16 protein-coding genes are annotated in these 18,483 nt (G+C 62.1%); 6 read left to right on the top strand and 10 right to left on the bottom strand.

All coding sequences use genetic code 11. The annotated features are described in order from the left end of the window. Window positions 1-36: 36 nt before the first annotated feature. Complete coding sequence (locus QCE79_RS19355) at window positions 37-1,155, bottom strand: 3-deoxy-7-phosphoheptulonate synthase (RefSeq protein WP_305038186.1); 1,119 nt, start codon at window positions 1,153-1,155, stop codon at window positions 37-39. Window positions 1,156-1,358: 203 nt separating this feature from the next. Here QCE79_RS19355 and QCE79_RS19350 point away from each other — a divergent pair, with 203 nt between their 5' ends. Then, complete coding sequence (locus tag QCE79_RS19350; RefSeq protein WP_250511007.1) at window positions 1,359-2,033, top strand: HAD family hydrolase; 675 nt, start codon at window positions 1,359-1,361, stop codon at window positions 2,031-2,033. Between the two features lie 6 nt (window positions 2,034-2,039). Here QCE79_RS19350 and QCE79_RS19345 read toward each other — a convergent pair whose 3' ends face one another. Then, the gene (locus QCE79_RS19345) at window positions 2,040-3,209 is read right to left on the bottom strand and encodes a porin (protein WP_250469292.1); all 1,170 of its coding nucleotides are present in this window, start codon (window positions 3,207-3,209) and stop codon (window positions 2,040-2,042) included. A 195-nt stretch (window positions 3,210-3,404) separates the two neighbouring features. Between QCE79_RS19345 and QCE79_RS19340 the strand changes: the two genes are divergently transcribed. Both QCE79_RS19340 and QCE79_RS19335 read left to right on the top strand, forming a co-directional pair. Next, the gene (locus QCE79_RS19340; RefSeq protein WP_309847007.1) at window positions 3,405-4,214 is read left to right on the top strand and encodes a class II aldolase/adducin family protein; all 810 of its coding nucleotides are present in this window, start codon (window positions 3,405-3,407) and stop codon (window positions 4,212-4,214) included. A gap of 71 nt (window positions 4,215-4,285) precedes the next feature. After that, complete coding sequence (locus tag QCE79_RS19335) at window positions 4,286-5,587, top strand: MFS transporter (RefSeq protein WP_250469289.1); 1,302 nt, start codon at window positions 4,286-4,288, stop codon at window positions 5,585-5,587. 9 nt (window positions 5,588-5,596) lie between these two features. Here the strand turns inward: QCE79_RS19335 and QCE79_RS19330 are convergent, their stop codons facing one another. The 7 genes from QCE79_RS19330 to QCE79_RS19300 all read right to left on the bottom strand — a co-directional run bounded on the left by QCE79_RS19330 (window position 5,597) and on the right by QCE79_RS19300 (window position 13,916). Then, window positions 5,597-6,508 carry a LysR family transcriptional regulator gene (locus QCE79_RS19330; RefSeq protein ID WP_309847004.1) on the bottom strand — a complete coding sequence of 304 codons (912 nt, stop codon included), beginning with the start codon at window positions 6,506-6,508 and terminating at the stop codon, window positions 5,597-5,599. Between the two features lie 98 nt (window positions 6,509-6,606). After that, window positions 6,607-7,911 carry an MFS transporter gene (locus QCE79_RS19325; protein ID WP_244830861.1) on the bottom strand — a complete coding sequence of 435 codons (1,305 nt, stop codon included), beginning with the start codon at window positions 7,909-7,911 and terminating at the stop codon, window positions 6,607-6,609. A 32-nt stretch (window positions 7,912-7,943) separates the two neighbouring features. Further along, entirely contained in the window at window positions 7,944-8,864 is a 921-nt protein-coding gene (locus QCE79_RS19320) for an amidohydrolase family protein (RefSeq protein ID WP_309847000.1), read from the bottom strand. Beyond that, window positions 8,861-9,799, bottom strand: a complete 939-nt coding sequence (locus QCE79_RS19315; protein WP_309846998.1) for an amidohydrolase family protein — start codon at window positions 9,797-9,799, stop codon at window positions 8,861-8,863. Before QCE79_RS19315 ends, QCE79_RS19320 begins: the two co-directional genes overlap by 4 nt. Continuing rightward, window positions 9,796-11,097 carry an MFS transporter gene (locus QCE79_RS19310; protein ID WP_309846996.1) on the bottom strand — a complete coding sequence of 434 codons (1,302 nt, stop codon included), beginning with the start codon at window positions 11,095-11,097 and terminating at the stop codon, window positions 9,796-9,798. The genes QCE79_RS19315 and QCE79_RS19310 overlap by 4 nt, the downstream gene beginning before the upstream one ends. Before the next feature lie 46 nt (window positions 11,098-11,143). Then, entirely contained in the window at window positions 11,144-12,511 is a 1,368-nt protein-coding gene (locus tag QCE79_RS19305; protein ID WP_250469280.1) for an NAD(P)H-dependent oxidoreductase, read from the bottom strand. 52 nt (window positions 12,512-12,563) lie between these two features. Next, window positions 12,564-13,916 (bottom strand): gluconate:H+ symporter, encoded by a 1,353-nt coding sequence (locus tag QCE79_RS19300; protein ID WP_250494526.1) that lies wholly within the window; start codon window positions 13,914-13,916, stop codon window positions 12,564-12,566. Between the two features lie 401 nt (window positions 13,917-14,317). Here QCE79_RS19300 and QCE79_RS19295 point away from each other — a divergent pair, with 401 nt between their 5' ends. After that, entirely contained in the window at window positions 14,318-15,034 is a 717-nt protein-coding gene (locus QCE79_RS19295) for a GntR family transcriptional regulator (protein ID WP_244830867.1), read from the top strand. 30 nt (window positions 15,035-15,064) lie between these two features. Further along, window positions 15,065-16,672, top strand: a complete 1,608-nt coding sequence (locus tag QCE79_RS19290; RefSeq protein ID WP_309846992.1) for an acyl-CoA synthetase — start codon at window positions 15,065-15,067, stop codon at window positions 16,670-16,672. Window positions 16,673-16,682: 10 nt separating this feature from the next. Here the strand turns inward: QCE79_RS19290 and QCE79_RS19285 are convergent, their stop codons facing one another. Beyond that, window positions 16,683-17,579 (bottom strand): LysR family transcriptional regulator, encoded by an 897-nt coding sequence (locus QCE79_RS19285; protein WP_309846989.1) that lies wholly within the window; start codon window positions 17,577-17,579, stop codon window positions 16,683-16,685. Between the two features lie 88 nt (window positions 17,580-17,667). Here QCE79_RS19285 and QCE79_RS19280 point away from each other — a divergent pair, with 88 nt between their 5' ends. Then, a complete protein-coding gene (locus tag QCE79_RS19280) occupies window positions 17,668-18,444 on the top strand; it encodes an NAD(P)H-dependent oxidoreductase (RefSeq protein ID WP_309846986.1) in 777 nt (258 codons plus the stop codon). Window positions 18,445-18,483: the final 39 nt, after the last annotated feature.

The following is an 18,483-nucleotide window of genomic DNA, read 5'->3' as shown; positions in this document are numbered from 1 at the left end:
CCGTCTCCGAACGCGGAGACGGCTAGGTACGCACGCCTAGCCGCGACGGCGCTGTCTCACCGCATCGGCAAGCAGGTCGAGCACCGGCTCGGTCTGGCTCCAGCCGAGACACGCATCCGTGATCGAGACGCCGTGCTTGAGCGGCACGCCCGGCTTGAGGTCCTGCCGCCCTTCGTCCAAATGACTTTCGATCATCACGCCGGTGATGCGGCTTTCGCCCGCGATCAGTTGCCGCGCGATGTCTTCGGCCACATCCACCTGCCGCAGATGCGACTTGTTCGAGTTGGCATGCGAGCAATCGATCATCACCTGCTCGCGCTGTCCGAGCGCCGCCAACGCCGCGCAACTCGCCGCGACGCTGGCCGCATCGTAATTCGGTGCTTTTTTGCCGCCGCGCAGGATAACGTGGCAGTCGTCGTTGCCGCGCGTTTCGAAGATGGCGGCAAGGCCCATCTTCGTCATGCCCATGAAGGCATGGCTCGCGCGCGCCGCGACGATCGCGTCCGCCGCGACTTGCACGCCGCCGTCCGTGCCGTTCTTGAAGCCGATCGGACAACTCAGCCCCGATGCCAGTTGCCGATGGCTCTGACTCTCCGTCGTGCGTGCGCCGATTGCGCCCCACGCGATCAGGTCCGCGATGTACTGCGGACTCAGCAGGTCGAGAAACTCGGTGCCCGTTGGCAGACCAAGCTCGCTGATTTCCAGCAGAAGCTCACGCGCGCGGCGCAGACCTTCGTTGATACGGAAACTGCCGTCCAGACGCGGGTCGTTGATATAGCCCTTCCAGCCGACCGTCGTGCGCGGCTTTTCGAAGTACACGCGCATGACGATCAGCAAATCGTCGCCGAGACGATCCGCGACGGTCTTCAGATGGTGCGCGTATTCGATCGCTTGGTCGTGATCGTGAATGGAACACGGTCCGACCACGACCACGAGGCGGTCATCGCGGCCATGCAGAACGTCCGCGATGCGCGCGCGGCTCGTTTCCACGAGCGCCTGCACGCCGGGCGTGACCGGCAGTTCGTCGAGCAAAAGCGCTGGCGAGATCAGCGGGCGCACCGCGCCGATGCGCGTATCGTCGATACGGGTCGTGTCTTGCGTGGAGTCGGCCACGCCGGCCTCCTGATCGCGGGAGGGGTTGTCGATGCGGCTCAAGGTCAGCTCCGTCGGGCGTAATGAATGCGTAACGAATGCATGTTGCGGTCATTCGATGCGAGAAAACCGCGCACTTCCGGCCGCGCGGTGCAAACATCGATTATCGCATTTGAAGCGCATGCGTCGCGCATTTCCGAAAGCGGACGAGGATCGTGCGTATCATGAAAGGAACCGGAACACGCCATTCATCAAGGGAGCAGACCATGCGAATCGAAACATCCTTTCTTTTCGATCTCGACGGAACGCTGGTCGACAGCGTCTATCAGCACGTGCTCGCGTGGAAAGAAGCGCTGGACAGCGAGGGCATCGAACTGTCGGTGTGGCGCATTCATCGCAAAATCGGCATGAGCGGCGGCCTCTTCACCGATCAATTGCTGCGCGAAACGCATGGGGAGATCAACGCGGATCGCGTGGAACGTCTGCGGCGCCTTCATGCCGACGCTTATCAAAGTCTGCGCGCACAGGTCTGCCCATTGCCGGGCGCGCGCGAATTGCTCGACGCGCTGACCCAGGCGGGCACGCGCTGGGCGATCGCCACGAGCGGCCGCATGGAAACGGCGGCGTTCAATCTCGAAGCATTGGGCGTGGACCCAGGCAAGCAAGTGGTCGTCACGCGCGATCAGGTGAAATACGCCAAGCCCGATCCCGACTTGTTCCTTGCGGCGGCCGCGCGTCTGAACGTGCCGATCGAGCATACCGTGGTGGTTGGCGACAGCATCTGGGACATGCTCGCGGCGCGTCGCTGTCGATCGCTCGGCGTCGGCCTGCTGTCGGGCGGTTATGGCAGCGACGAACTGGAACGCTCGGGCGCGCTGCGCGTCTACGAAGACCCCGCCGACCTGCTGTTCCATCTCGACGAAGTGGCCGCGCGCCCTTGAATCATGCTAGAACGCGTGCCGCAAGCCGACAGTGACGCCGACTTGCGTACCTGTCGATGACGGCGACAACGTATTGAGCATCGCCTGCCCGAGCACGGAATCGGGCGGCGCCCCCTTTACGTGCTGATAGACGCCTTCGAGATAGACATCCGTGCGTTTCGAGAGCGAATAGTCGGTCTGCAACATGACCGTATGCCACGACGGATAAGCGATGGATGCAGCGTTGCCATAAGCGCCGTCCGTGAACGTGTAAGCCGCCGATACGCTCAACACGGGCGTGAGCGCGTAATGCACGTTCGCTTCGTAATTGTCGAGACGCAGGGTGCCATCGAGCGGAATATAGTTGCCGAGCCCGATGGAAAGCACGCTGTTCATGTTGTCGAGTTGCGTGTGCGACCAGACGAGACCGACCGTCGCCGGCCCGAAGGTGGCGTTGGCGCCCGCGCCCCAGATGCGCTGCCGTTGCGCGACGAAGTTCGCGCTGCCATCCCCTTGCGACACCGCGCCATTCAAATTCGTCCCCGCAATGCCGCCGCCCGCGTTGTTCAATTGCAGATAGCCGCCCGCGACCGTGAACGGCCCTTGCGCGTACGATGCCGAAAAGCCATACGCGCGGTTATCCGCGAAGTTTCCGGCGCTATTGCCGAAGGAATACATGCTCTCGACCGTCACGCCGCGATAAGTGGGGCTGACGTATTTGACGGTGTTGTTGATGACGACCGAGTTTGCCGCCAGATTATCGTTTTCGAACGGATGCGCCGAGATGCTGCCGCCCCACGTATTGAATTCGGCGGTGAGCGGACCGAGCAGATCGTTGAGCACATCGTATTGACGCCCGGCCGTGAGCGTGCCGTAGTCGTCGTGTTGCAGGCCGACCCATGCTTGCGAGCCGAAGCCATCGCCCGCGAATGCATTGGTGCCGTTATTCAGATTGAAGCCTTGCTCCAGCTTGAAGATGGCCTTAAGGCCGCCGCCGAGATCCTCACTGCCTTTCAGGCCGAAGACCGTGTTCTGCGTGACGCTGCTGAGCATCTGCCAGTTGCTGTGGCCGGTCTGATTGTTGGTATAGACGATACCCGTGTCGATCAGGCCATATAGCGTGACACTGCTTTGCGCATGCACCGAAGCTGCGCATAAAGCGGCGGGCAGCGCGACCATCAACATTGACCTTTTCATTGCTGAAAGCTCCATGAACGATTGAAAGCGACGGCCTGCCCGGAGAGCGGCGACTGGCAATTGATCGTACGACGCCAAAATTGTGCGGGCGCAATATCGGCATGGCGTTGCATAAATGCTATTCCGGCGCGGTACTGAATTCTTGCGGAAGGCTTTCCTATACTGGGGTCTCACATTTCGAACAAGGGGACACCGATGTTGATGGAAGCAAAGGAATCGATCTACAGCCCGACGCAGGACGGGCTGATTTTCCCCGAAGAGCCCACGTTTTCCTCCTCGGCGGAAGCACGGCGCTATCGCAAAGAGCATCTCGCCGCCGCATGCCGGATCTTCGCGCGGCACGGATTCAGCTTCGGCTTCGGCGGCCATCTGACCGTGCGCGACCCGGAACATCCCGAACTCTTCTGGACCAATCCGATGTGCGTGCCATGGTCACGCGTGAAGACCTCGCAACTCGTGCTCGTCGATCATTCGGGCACAGTGGTCGAAGGAAAGTACGCGGTGAACCGCGCAGGCTACGTGCTGCATTCCGCGATCCACGCTGACAATCCCGACATCATCGGGTCGTGTCACGCGCATACCGTTCATGGCGATGCGTGGGCCGCAATGGGCAAGCCGCTCGACTATGTGACGCAGGACGCCTGCATGTTTTATGGCTCGCATATGGTCGTGCGCGACGGCGCGGGCAAGGTGCCGGTCGCGGATGCATCGGGTAATCCGATTGCACGCGCCTTCAACGAACACAAGGCCGTAATCCATCAGAACCATGGGCTTCTTACGGCGAGCCGCCATAGCATCGATGATGCAGTATGGACGTTCATCGCCCTCGATCACTGTTGCAAGATGCAGCTGCTCATGGACGCGACCGAATCGCGCCCGTTGCAGATCGACCCGGAGCATGCCGAGTATTCGCATCGTCATCTGGGCAACTCGTTCATCAGCTGGCTGCATTTCCAGACCATGCTGTATGAGATCGCCGAAGAGGAGCCGGAATATCTCGACTGAGCAATGACCCAGCGGCATGCGTGCCATACGAGCATGCCGTGATAAAGCGCTAAAAAATACAGGAGACAAGCATGGAAGCGCTATACGGAGATCAGGCCGTCAAGGAAACGGATGCTGGCCGCATCTATGGCAGGGCTTACTGGCGGCTCTTGCCGTTGCTCTTGATCTGCTATCTCGTGGCATATCTGGACCGTGTGAACGTTGGCTTCGCGAAGTTGCAGATGCTCGATGCACTCGGCTTCGACGACGCCATCTATGGCCTCGGCTCGGGCATCTTCTTCGCCGGCTACTTCTTCTTCGAGGTTCCGAGCAATCTCGTGATGCGCAAGGTCGGCGCGCGCCGCTGGATTGCGCGCATCATGCTCACGTGGGGTGTCATTTCTGCGGCGATGGTCCTCGTCAAGACGCCGACCATGTTCTACATTGCGCGCTTCATGCTTGGTGCCGCCGAAGCAGGCTTCGCACCGGCGATCATGTATCTGCTCACGCTGTGGTTTCCCGCGCGCTACCGCGGTCGCGCAATGTCCATCTATGTGATGGGCGCGCCGCTCGCGTTCGTCGTCGGCGGGCCGATTTCCGGCTATATCCTGCACGCGTTTTCAGGTAACGACCAGCTAGCCCCGTGGCAATGGCTTTTTCTGATCGAAGCGCTGCCCGCCATCGTGCTCGCCTTCGTCGTGTTGCGCTTTCTTGACGACGATCCCGCCAAGGCGCGCTGGCTTTCGGACGACGAACGCAATCTCGTGCTCGCCGACATTCGCGCGGAAAACGCCAGCAAGATCGACTATACGAGCGTGCGCGGCTTTCTCGGCAACAAGAAATTGTGGGCGTTCTGCGCGATCTACTTCTGCCTCATCATGGGTCTTTATGCGCTCGGTTTCTGGATGCCCTCGCTCGTCAAGCGCAGCGGTGTCGCCGACCCGTTCGCCATCGGACTCTATACGGCCGTGCCGAACATCTTTGCGGCGATAGCGCTTTATTTGTCGAACCGCAGCGCCGATCGCACCGGCGGCAGGCGCATCCACTTCGCGGCGTTTATGGTGATCGGCGCGGTTGGACTTGCCGTAAGCATGTGGTTGTCGGCGGGGCCGCTCGTGACGGTAGCTTGCCTGTCGGTCGCCGCAGCGGGTGTCTATTCGTGCATCGCGCTGTTCTGGGCCTTGCCGACAAGTCTCTTCGTGGGAGCATCGGTGGCGGCAGCGTTGGCGTTCATCAATTCAGTGGGCAATATCGCGGGCTTCATGTCGCCGTATCTCGTAGGCTTGCTCAACGTGTGGCTTGGACACGCGGAAGTCGGCATGTATGTGATCTCCGCATTCCTCGTGCTCGGCGCCTGCATGACAATGCGCTTGCCTCGAACGTTGGACAAATGACGCGTTGCTTCAGGCGGCCCACGGCGGCCGCCGGAGCTTATCCGCCACGTAATCAATAAACGCACGCACGCGCGGATGCAAAGTCGAATCGCGCGGATACAGCACATAGATCGCGGTTTCGTCGCTCGATTGAAAGTCGGTGAGCAAAGGCACGAGCATGTTGCTGCGAATGGAAGGCAACACCATGTGTTCAGCCATCCGCGTAATGCCCACGCCTGCAAGACACATATAAACGGAACTCACGCCGCTGCTCGTCTGAAAGTTGCCGTTGATGAGCATGGACGTGCGCTCGCCGCCGACCATGAAAGGCCAATGGTTGAGATGGTCCATCGGCGGTTCCCACATCAGGCAGTTGTGTCGGGTGAGTTCCGCGGGTGTCGAGGGTACCCCATGTCTGGCGATATACGCAGGCGACGCCGTGACCACTCGCTGCAGATGACATAGCTTGCGGCTCACGAGATTCGAGTCCTGCAAATTGCCCATGCGGATGGCGACATCGAACCCTTCTCCGATGATATCGGCGAGCGTATCCGAAAGAGAAAGCCGCACGCGCAGGCCCGGATAACGTTCGAGAAATGCCGGAATGAGCGGCACGATCTGATCCATGCCGAACGACGTAGCCACGGTCACGCGAATATCGCCGGACATGTGCTGGCCCGCGCGCGAGAGTTGTGCTTCGCCGCTTTCGAGTTCTTCGAGAATGCGCTTGCAGAGCGCGAGATACTGCGTGCCCTCCTGCGTCATCTGAAGGCGACGCGTGGAGCGCCTCAAAAGCGATACGCCGAGCCGCTTCTCCAGCGCGGATACAGTGCGGCTGACGTAAGGCTGCTGCAAATCGAGCGCGAGCGCCGCAGCCGTGAAACCGCCCGTCTCGGCGACGGCCCTGAAGATCCTCATCTCGGTGAGGCGTTCGTCCTTCATGCTGTCACGATGCCTGGGGAAACAGGCATCGTAGCGTGCCTCGCTGGCAGGGCCTATCGGGGAAGGCACGGACATCCGGTCTGTGCCTTCCGGCTGCCTCAACTCCTTACCCCCACCCCCGCCGCCCCAACTCCACTACGCCCACGCAACACACACCCCACCGCCACCGCGCCGACCAACAAACCCGCCGCCACGACGATCAACGCCACATCCGTGCGTCCCGTCACGTCCTTGAGATAGCCGATCATATAGGGCGACACGAAGCCCGCGAGATTGCCGATGGAGTTGATCATCGCAATGCCCGCTGCCGCCGTCACGCCGGTGAGAAACGCCGTCGGCAAGCTCCAGAACAACGCGGGAATCGACAGCACGCCCATGTTGGCGATGCACAGCGCGATCACGCCCAATACCGGCTGGTTCTGCCACACGACGCACAACGCAAAGCCAAGCGCGGCCATCGAGAACGCGGCAATCAGATGCCACTTGCGTTCCTTGCGACGATCCGCCGAGAATCCGAACGCCAGCATGCTGATGATCGCGCACACGCCCGGCAACGCCGTGAGAAGCCCGATGGTGAACGGATCGGCCACGCCCATTTTCTGCACGAGCGTCGGCATCCAGAAGCTGATCGCGTACAGCCCCATGTTGTAGACGAAATAGATCAGCACCAGCGCCCAGATGCGTCCATGACCCAGCAGGCTCATGAAGCCATGCGCGATCTTGTCGCGATTCTCCGCCGCAAGCACCGTGCTCAGATGCGTCTTCTCGCCATCGGTCAGCCACGTGACGCGGCGAATATCCTCGCTCATGCGGAAGTAGATATAGATGCCGAGGAGTATCGTCGGAATGCCTTCGCACAAGATCAGCCACTGCCAGCCGCGCATGCCGCCGACGCCCGACAGAAAGCCGAGAATCGAGCCAGACACGAGTCCGCCGATTACGCCCGACGATGCCAGCGCGATATAAAACACGCCCCATGCGCGTCCGCGTCGCGCCGCCGGATACCACTGGCTCATGTAATAGATCGCGCCCGGAATGAAGCCCGCTTCGGCAAGACCCAGCAGAAAGCGCATGACATAAAACTGCGTCGGCGTGCGGATGAAAATGGTCGCGCACGAAAGCAGGCCCCACGTCACCATGATTCGCGCAATCCAGCGTCGCGCACCCACGCGATGCAAGATTACGTTGCTCGGCACTTCGAGCAGAAAGTAACCGAGAAAAAAGATGCCCGCGCCGAAGCCATACACGGCATCGCTGAAATGGAGGTCGCTCGACATCTGCAGCTTGGCGAACCCCACGTTCACGCGGTTCAAATAGGAAAAGAAAAATCCGAGCATCAGCACGGGCAGAATGCGCAGGGATATCTTTCTGAAAAGCCTGTTTTCGTCGATGGCGGGCGTCATGTCAGTCTCCTTGATTTCGTGCGGTCATGTTTTTATTCGACGCGATAGAAACGTCGCGCGGTCCCTTCGAACAACGCGCGTAAATCGGTTTCGGTGGCTTGCGGCAAGGCGCCGAGCACATCGGCGACGATCTCCGTGAAGCTCGCCGACAAGTTACCCACCGGCAGATTGCTCGCGAACATCGAACGCTCGTAGCCGAATAGATCGACGGCTTCGCGAATCACGCGGCGATTGCTCGCGCTGTCCCACGTGCCGTTCGGCAAGCCGAGTTCCGATACCTTCAGATAGACGTTCGGACACGCCGCGAGCTTCTCCATGCCACGGTGCCAGATCGCGACGCCTTCGTCCGATCGATCGAGCGGCAAGCCGAGATGGTTCGTGACGATAGGCGTCTTCGGGAATGCACGCGCCACTTCCGCCGCTTCTTCCAAGTGCCAATACGGCACGCGCAAGTCCCACGAGAAGCCGTACTTATCGAGTAAAGCAAGACCCGCAAGCCATGCTTCGTCTTGCATCGTGCCCGGTTGGCCCGCAACGGATTCATGCGGACCGCTGGAGATTTCAGGCTTCGAGCGCACGCCGCGCGCGAGCGGGCTGTTTGCATGGCCTGCGAGAATCGCATCGCAGTCGGGCTGCACGAAGAACACATGGCCGACGATCGCGCTGGGTAATCCCGTTTTCGCGTTGAGCGCGGTGAGCCAGTCGGTTTCGCGCACTTGTTGCTTGCGCGAACGCTCCGCTTCCACATGCACGGTGCCGATCACGTTGAAGCCGGCCGTCGCCTGGCGATACTGCGGCGGCAAAAAGTCCTGACACATTCGGCGATAGTCGCCGAGGAAGAAGGCGTCGTCATACTCGTTCGTGAGCCAGGGAAAGTCGCCGTCCGACAAGTCCCAGAAGTGATGATGCGCATCCAGTATCGGCAAGTCGAAGCCGAGCGTGTTGGTGGTCATCGCGATGTCCTTGCGTGAGTGCCGCGTGCGTTGTCGTCGAGCCCTTCCGGGCGATAGATGCGCACGGCCGTATCGTGAAAGAAAGCCTCTTGATCCGCGCGCGGCCAGGCGCGCGCCAGTTCGGCAAAGCCGCCTAGCAGACCGTCGAGCGAGATGAACATGCCATCCACGGGGAAGTTGCTGCCGAACATGAGACGCCCGGCGCCGAAGACTTGATGAAGCGTATCGAGCACTGGCTGGTTTGCGGCCACGCTCCACGGCTTGCCCGCCTCGCACAGCCCCGACACCTTCACGGCCACGTTCGGCAGACGCGCGAGTTCTTCCAGCGCCAGGCGCCAACCCGTAAGCGTCGCGTTCGATCTATCGCCGGGCACGCCCGCATGATTGACGATGAGCGTGGTGTGTGGAAAATCGCGGGCGAGCTGTGCCGCTTCGGACAGTTGCCGCCACGACGCCTGCAAGTCGAAGTGCAGGCCGTATCGTTCGAGCAAGGCATAGCCGCGCCGCCAGCGTTCGTCGGACATGAGCGTGCGGCCATCCTTGTCCGGTGCGCCCGGCTTGTGACGCACGCTGCGAACGCGAGCCACGCGGGCTTGCGCGGACAACACGTCGTCCACGTCGGCGCGGTCGAGCCACGCTTGCGCCACGATCGCGTTGGGGCGACCCGTCTCTTCGGCAAGCTCGCGGACATAGCGCGTTTCGCCAAGCGGATCATCCGGGTTCCACTCGGCCTCGACATACACGCTGCCGATCACGCGATGCCCCGCCGCATCGCGCAGATAGTCCGATGGCAGGTACGTCTCTTTGATCGGCGTGTAGTCGCCGTAACGATGTTCGATCAGCACGCCCGGCATGAGCCACGGATAGCGATTCGCTTCGAGGTCCCAGAAGTGCTGATGCGCGTCGATGATCGGCCCTTCGTACAACTCGTTCATGCGCGCGCTCCCGGATCGTTACGGCCGAAATCGATAAAGAGCGAGCCGACGAGATAAGCGAACGCCGCCGCCGCGAAGAACAGGATGACCGCCGTGAAGCCGCCTGTCATATCGACGATCACGCCCACGACGATAGGCACGATGATCGCGCCGCCCGTGCCCGCGAAGTTCATCACGCCGCCGACGAGGCCGACTTGCTCGCGCGGTGCGAGCATCGCGGGAATGAGCCAGTACAGGCCGCCCCACAAGTGAAAGAACACGCCGAGCGACAACACGGCGACCGCGAACCGGATATCCGCCACGAACGGCAAAGCCAGCAGACAAAGAAGCGACATGCCGCCCGACACGCCGAAGAGGATCTTGAACGCCGTCTTGCGTGCGAAATGCCGTTGCAACCAGTCGGCTGTCACGCCCGACAGAATCTCGCCGACCGCGCCCGCGAGAAAAATGATGAAGGTCGCGAAGCCCATGCCGCGGATATCGAGCCCGCGTCCCACCGACAAATAGTTCGGTCCCCAGGTCACGAGGCCGAAGAACACCATCGCCCAACCGACACGGCCCACCACCATCGCCGAAATGATGCCGCGTGACAGCGGCGCCATCTTCGCGCTAGGGGTTTCGCCAGCAACGAGCTTCTGCTCGCGGATATACGCGACTTCCGCCTGGTCGATACCCGCGTGCCGCTCGGGCGTCTCGCGCAGCATGCGATAGACGACGAGACCGAAGACGATCGTCACCGCTCCCACGATCAGGAACGCCGAACGCCACGATCCCGAGAAGCCGATCAGCGCGCTGATGAGCAGGCCACCGAGCGCCGAGCCGAGCGGCGCGCCGCTATCGATGAGTGTCACGCCGCGCGCCCGTTCCGCGGGCGGCAGCCACGCCGCCGTGAGCTTCGTCGCGGCGGGCATGTAAGGCGCTTCGAACACGCCGAGACCGATACGCGTAAGCAACAGCGTCACGCCGTTCATGGCGAACGCGGCAAGACACTGGAAGCCGCCCCACAGCACCGCCGACATGCCGATCATGCGGCGTGCGCCGAAGCGGTCGGCGGCCCAGCCAGCGGGAATCTGGAACGTGCTGTACGTCCAGAAGAACGCAGAGAGGATCAACCCCTGCATCGTCGCGGCGAGATGAAACTCGCGCACGATGGTTGGCATTGCAATGGACAGCGACATGCGGTCGATGCAGTTGATCGTATAAAGCACGAAGAGCAGCAGCACCATGCGCCAGCGGGTGGTGCAAAGAAGCGTGCGCAGCGAACTGCCCGAGGCGCTCGCGGATAAATTGGTTTGCATGTCTCCTCCTGTATGGGTCGAAAGCCCTCGTCGTATCGCAGGCCGTTTATAGCGACGGATTGCGCTTCCACGCTTCGTAAAGCGCCGAGCCTTGCAAGTCGAGCGCATCGAGCGGAACGAGGTCGCCCTGCTTTACATCGGCGAGAAGACGCTTGTTGGCCGCGAGATAGAACGGCGCCGCGACACCCGCCTTCGCGCGTTCGATGAGCAACGGCGTCGCGCCCTGAATGGTGTGATGATGGCCGCCCATGGCAAGCGTCTCGCCCGCCTTGAAGTCGCGTTCGGCACGCGCCACCATTTGCGCGTGCGGCAACTGCTCCGCGCTGCCAGTCGGCTGATTGAGCAGCACCGCCGAAAAAATGCTCATCGGCGTTTCGAGACCCATCAGGTGATACGGCAAGTAGATGCATGCATAGCGGCCGTTCTTGCCGACCACATGGCCCTTTTGCTTGAGCAACTCCCAGGTTTCCTCGTCCTTGCAGCGCACGATGACGAACACGCCGCCACCGAAGCTCAGATCGTCCGGACGACGCAGGCAGTTGAAGACATCGACCACGCCGGTACGCTCCAGAATGCCGCCGTCTTCCTTCGGCACGAAGATATCGGCGAGTTCATTCAAGCGCGCGAGCGGATAGTTGAGCGCATCGGCAGCCGGCACGAAGCCGGTCGAATTGGCGACGACGTTCATCTCGCAGTAATCGGGCGTCGCGCTTTGCGGCAGCATCGAGAGCGCCTTGCTACGGGCGGCGAGCGTCGCGGCGATATCGTCGCCTGGCGTCCAGCACGCATCGAGCGAGACTTCGTGGCGTTGATCGAGATAGTCGATGGTATGCGCGTCCGGATCGTAGATGAAGTCGTACTCGCTCGACTTGCCAGCCACGATCACTTCGAAACCGAGCACGCGCGCCCACGTCACGAGGCCGATCAGATTGCTCGGCTGATCGCCGTCGGGCGTGGTGTACGTCACGCCGTTTTCGAGCGCGAGCCGGTTCAGATACGGGCCCACGACCGAATCGGTTTCCTTGGTCGCCATCGCCACGTGCACGCCGCGCTTCAATGCGTTCTCGGCGATCTGCACGCTCACTTCAGGATGCCCCGTCGCTTCCACGACGATATCGAGCTCCACGTTCTTCAACAGCAGATGGTCGCCCACCAGCGCGATACGGCCATCGGCGCGAGCGGCGCGCACGTCGTCGGCGTTGTTGCAGACGCGCGCTGTATCGTTCGCGAAGCCGAGCGATGCCAGGGCGGCGAGCGTGCCTTCGATATCGATATCGCACAGCGCGGCGATCTCGAGGCCCGGCAACGCGCGGCATTGCACGAGCAGCGAGCGGCCGAAGCCGCCTTTCGGACCGACGAGCGCCATGCGGATCGTGCGGCTGCCGAGCGACTTGAAGAGATGTTCGTAGTTCATGGCGATGTCTGTCCTTTAAGGCCTGATCTTGTGGGGAACGTGAACGGCACGTTTAGCCGATCACCGAGTTGATGAGGAGAATCACGCCGAGCGCGACGAGCGATTGAAACGAGACGAGCAGCGTCCAGGTCTTGAGCGTATCGGCGACCGAGAGGCGGAAATATTCCTTGAAAAGCCAGAAGCCCGAGTCGTTCAGATGCGAGAGCATCAGTCCGCCCGAGCTCACGGCGAGCACCAGCAGTTCGAGATTGACGCCGGGCGTGGCCGCCGCGATCGGCGCGACGATGCCCGCCGCCGTCACGGTTGCGACTGTCGCCGAGCCGATCGCGATACGGATCAGCGCCGCGACCGCCCAGCCGAGCACGAGCGGCGAGATCGACCAATGCGTGGCCCAATGCGCGATGGCGTCGCCGATATGCGTGGCGAGCAGCATCTCTTTCAGGCCGCCACCCGCGCCGAGGATCAGGATCACGGCGGCAGCGGGCGCCACGCTCTTGCCGAGGAGCTTTTGAATCTGCGGCAACGTGAGGCCGCTCTTGACGCCGAGCGACCAGATTGCGAACAGCACGGCAATCAGCAACGAGACGATAGGGTCGCCCACGGTTTCGAGCAGTTCGCGCATCGGCGTGCCGGTCGGCGCGTAGTTGCGGCCGAACGTGCGGATCATCATCAGGACCGGTGGCAACAGGACCGTGATGAGCACGAGCGCGAGCGGCGGCGTGGCGCGGCCGGCTTTCTTCTCGTCGGCGGCAGCGGGCGAATAAAGACCCTCGCCTGGCGTAACCGGCAGAAAGCGCATGACGAAGGCCGTGAAGAGCGGGCCGGAGAGAATGGCCATCGGAACGGCGACGATCAGGCCGAAAAAGATCGTGCGGCCCGCGTCCGCATGTAACGCGGCAAGCGCGAGCGTCGGCGACGGATGCGGCGGCAAGAGACCGTGCGAGACGTAGAGGCCGGCGGCCATCGGAATGCCGACGGCCATCAGCGGACTTTTCGTGCGATGCGCGATAGCGTAGACGAGCGGGACGAGCATCACGAAGCTCACATCGAACAGATGCGGCAAGCCGATGAGCAGCGACGCCGCGCAAATGGCCGCCGGAATCCAGCGCTTAGAACCGAGTCCGATGAATGCGTTGGCGATGCGATCCGCGCCGCCCGATTCGAGCAGCAAGCCGCCGAGCATGGTGCCGAGTCCGACCACGAGCCCCACGGAACTGAGAATGCCGCCAAAGCCTTTTTCAAAGCTCTTGATGACGGCGGTAGGCGCGAGTCCGGCCGCGCAGCCGAGAAAGCCGGCCGTGAGAATGAGCGCGAGAAACGGGTGAAGCTTGACCTTCGTGATCAGCAGTACCAGCAGAAGGATCGCGATAACGGGCGCGATCAACGTATAGAGCGAAGGCGACATGAAGTAGTGCGGCTCGAAAAGCGTGGCGCCCCGTCGGTGTCGACGAGGTTTTCATTGCGGTATACCGGACGGATGCGGCGCCCGGACGATGGAGTTATTGCCGAAAACACGGACGAACTACGCGGGCATCGGCAAGAAACCCGTATTCAACGGTGTTTTCGGTCGATTGGCATGCAGGTCTCCAAGTCGCGTTCTTATGAATTTCGCAGGCGCCGGGCGACGTTCTGCGCTCTGTTTAATTCTGGTATACCGAAATTTAGTTCTATCGTCGTGTACCGTCAAGTGCGGGATCGCACCTAGGCGGGGCGATTGTCGGCCGCAAATCGCAGGTGACGCGTTCGCTGGTAAAGTGGCATACCAGAGCGGCCGAGGATTTCACACCGCGACGAGGGAACAAGCAAATGAAGGATTTAGACGACGAGCAGGAAGGCTTCGACGGTGCCGACGAGCCGGATTCGCTGCTCTCCATGCAGATTGCGCAACGCTTGCGCACGATGATCGCGACCGACGAACTCAAGCCCGGCGAGCGCCTGCGCGAGCGCACGCTCGCCGAACGGCTGACGGTCTCGCGCACGCCATTGCGCGAGGCGCTCAAGGAACTGGCGGGCGACGGCCTCGTCGTCGTGCTGCCTAAGCGCGGCGCGGTCGTGGCGGACCTGAGCGCGGCGGAAATCCGCGAGAAGCTCGACGTGTTGGGCGCAATCGAGGCGTTTGGCGGCGAACAGGCGTGTCGTTTAGCGACGGATGCGGAGATTGCCGAGATTCGCGCGCTCCATCACGAGATGCACGCGGCTTACGAGCGGCGCGACCGCATGAATTATTTCCGGCTCAATCAGGCGATCCACGCGAACATCATCGTGGCGGCCAAGAACGCCACGCTCACGCAAGTGCACGAGCGGCTCAACCGGCAGCTTTATCGCTATCGCTTTCAGGGCAGCGTGACGTCAGAGACGTGGCATACCGCTATAGATGAACACGAGATCATCGTGCAATTGCTCAACGCGCGCGATGGCGCGCGGCTGGGGGAATTCCTGAGGCGGCATGTGCATAGCACCTGGGAGCAGATTACGCCCGAGCGCGACCACGAAGTGAAGGAGCAGACGCTGCAACGCGTATGATCGAGGAACCCTCACCCACCACAAAAAACCATGCTGCCGTCAGGAGACACCTACGAAGCAGTCGATGCCGCCTTCACCTGGCGCATCCCCGCGCGCTATAACATTGCGCAAGACGTGTGCGACAAATGGGCGGACGGCTCGAACCGGCTCGCGCTGATCGTCGAATCGAACGATCTCTCGCAGCAACGCTATACCTTCGACGACCTGCAACGCCTCTCCAACCGCTTCGCCAATGCGCTTGCCGAACGCGGCGTGCAGCGCGGCGAGCGCGTGGCCATCTTCGTGCGGCAATCGGTCGAAGCGGCGATCGCGCATCTCGCGGCCTATCGCATGGGATGCATTGCCGTGCCGCTCTTCGCGCTCTTCGGTATCGATGCAATCGAGTTCCGGCTCGCGCATTCCGGGGCCGCCGCCGTCGTGACGGACGCCGAAGGCGCGGCGAAGATCGCGTCGATTCGCGCATCGCTGCCGGAGTTGCGCCACGTCTTCGCGACCGATGGCAGCGACGCTACGTTCTGGCCCGCGCTCGAAGCGGCATCGGAAGAAGACGCCCTCGTCGATACTTCCGCGGACGATCCCGCCGTCATCATCTATACGTCTGGCACCACGGGCAAACCGAAAGGCGCATTGCACGGACATCGCGTGCTGCTCGGGCATCTGCCGGGCGTGGAGATGTCGCAGCAGTGCTTCCCGCTCGACGCGACGCTCATGTGGACACCCGCGGACTGGGCGTGGATCGGTGGCCTCTTCGATGTGCTCTTGCCTTCGTGGCATCACGGCGTGCCGGTACTCGCGCGGCGCTTCGACAAGTTCGATGGCCACGCCGCGTTCGATCTGCTCGAACGGCATGGCGTGAGCCACACGTTCCTGCCGCCGACCGCGCTCAAGATGATGCGCGCGACGCCGCAAGCGAAAGCGCCGGCGCTCGCGTTGCGTTCGGTGGCGAGCGGCGGTGAATCGCTCGGCGAGGAGTTGCTGTCGTGGGGCCGCGCAACGCTTGGCGTCACCATCAACGAGTTCTACGGGCAGACCGAATGCAACGTGGTGCTCTCCTCGTGCGCCATATGGTTCGAACCGCGCAACGGCGTGATCGGGCGCGCGGTGCCGGGGCACCGCGTGGCTGTCGTCGACGATTCGGGTAGGCCGCAGCCTTTGGGCACGCCCGGCAATATCGCCATTGCCGCGCCCGATCCCGTGATGTTTCTCGGCTACTGGCGCGACGAGGCCGCGACCGCGCAGAAGTTTCGCGGCGACTATCTGTTGACGGGCGACCTCGGCATGCTCGACGCGGAGGGCTTCTTTCGCTTCATCGGTCGCGACGACGATGTCATCACGAGCGCGGGTTATCGCATCGGGCCGGGACCGATCGAGGACTGTCTTTTGAGGCATCCCGCCGTGCGCTTCGCGGCGGTCATCGGCGTGGCGGATGAACGGCGCACGGAGATCGTCTGCGCGGTCGTCGTGCTCAACGACGGCTTCAAACCGGGCGATGCCCTCGTGCTCGAACTGCAGCAGCACGTCCGCACGCGGCTTGCGGCACATGAATATCCGCGCGAGGTGCGCTTCGTCTCCGAATTGCCGATGACGGCGACTGGCAAGATCATCCGCAAGTCGCTGCGCTCGCAGTTCACGTCTTAGCAATCGCGCGTCATACCGATCCGGCGATGAAGTCTCGCAACCACCGATGCGCCGGATCGCGATGCACGCGCTCGTGCCAGAACATCGACATTTCATAGCCGGACACTTCGATTGGCGCGTCCACCACGTGCAGCGCCGCATCGTGCTCGACTAGCCGCAATGGCAGCATGCCCACGAGATCGGTCGATGCAATCAGCGAGCGCACGAAGAGAAAATGCGGCGCGGACAGCACGACGCAACGCGCGACGCCGAGTGCCGCGAGCGCTTCGTCGGTCGGACCGAAGAAGCCTCCGCCGTCCGGCGACACGATCACATGTTCGAGCGCACAAAACTGCTTGAGGCTGGGTTTGCGCTTGAGACGCGGATGCCCCTTCTTCGCCACAAGCACATAGCGTTCGGTAAAAAGCGCCTGCCGATGCAGACCCGGTGGCGCGCCTTCGGTGATATGAAACGCAAGATCGATCTCGCCGCGTTCGGCTTGTCGCGCGAGACGCGGCGGCGTGGCTTCGAGCACGGCAATGCGCGTCCGCGGTGCGGCCAGCCGCAAGCCGTTTATCGCCGGCATGAGCACGGTGGACTCGCTGTAATCGGTTGCGGCTATACGCCACGTAAGCTCCGCGCTCGCCGGCTCGAACGCCTGCTCCGGCGACACCGCGCGCGCAAGTGCTGCAAGCGCTTCGCGCAATGGCTCGCGCAAACCCTCGGCGCGCGCAGTCGGACGCATGCCGCGCGGGCCGGGCAGCAATAGCGGATCGTCGAAGATATCGCGCAGTTTCGCCAGATGCACGCTCACCGAAGGCTGCGAGAAGTTCAGCCGTTCGGCCGCGCGCGTGACGTTGTGTTCGGCGAGCAGCGCGTCGAGTGTCACGAGCAGATTGAGATCGAGCCTGCGGAGGATATTATTCATCGTAATGCCTGGCATATTGACTATTCATTTCCAATATACCTTCATCCGCACTAGTCTGGCGTTCATACGAACCAGGAGAGTTGCAGCCATGAATGTGCTGATCGTCTATGCCCACCCCGAACGCCGCTCGCTGAACGGCGCGCTCAACGACTTTGCCGTGCAGCGCCTGCGCGATAACGGCCACACGGTGCAGGTGTCGAACCTGTATGAGATGAACTGGAAAACGACGCTCGACGCGAACGACGTGCGCGAGCGCAACACCGACGCGCCGTTTCATCCCAGTCTCGATTCGAAACACGCGTTCGCAAACGGCCTGCAAAGCCGCGACATCGAAATCGAACAGGACAAGCTGCGCCGGGCCGACGCATTGATCCTGCAATTCCCGATGTGGTGGTTCTCCATGCCCGCCATCATGAAAGGCTGGTTCGAGCGCGTCTATGCCTATGGCTTCGCTTACGGCGTGGGCGAACACTCGGACACGCACTGGGGCGATCGTTATGGCGAAGGCATGATGTCGGGCAAACGCGCGATGATCATCGTGACGACCGGCGGTTGGGAATCGCATTACGACGCGCGCGGCATCAACGGCCCGATGGACGATATCCTCTTCCCGATCCAGCACGGCATGCTGTTCTATCCGGGCTTCGACGTCGTGCCACCGTTCGTGGTGTATCGCACGAGCAAGATGGATGAAACGCGTTTCGAGGCCACGCGCGATGCGCTCGGAGAACGGCTAGACACCCTCTGGGACAACGCGCCGATTGCTTATAGACGGCAGAATCATGGCGACTACCGCATTCCGCAGTTGACCTTGCGAGACGAGCATGCTGCGGGACAGACCGGATTTGCCGCGCACGTCGAATAAAAAGAAGCGGGCTCCTTTTGCAAGAGGAGCCCGCTTTGC

Source organism: Caballeronia sp. LZ003 (assembly GCF_031451465.1).
Classification (GTDB): domain Bacteria; phylum Pseudomonadota; class Gammaproteobacteria; order Burkholderiales; family Burkholderiaceae; genus Caballeronia.
This window is presented reverse-complemented; position numbering and strand designations above follow the sequence as displayed.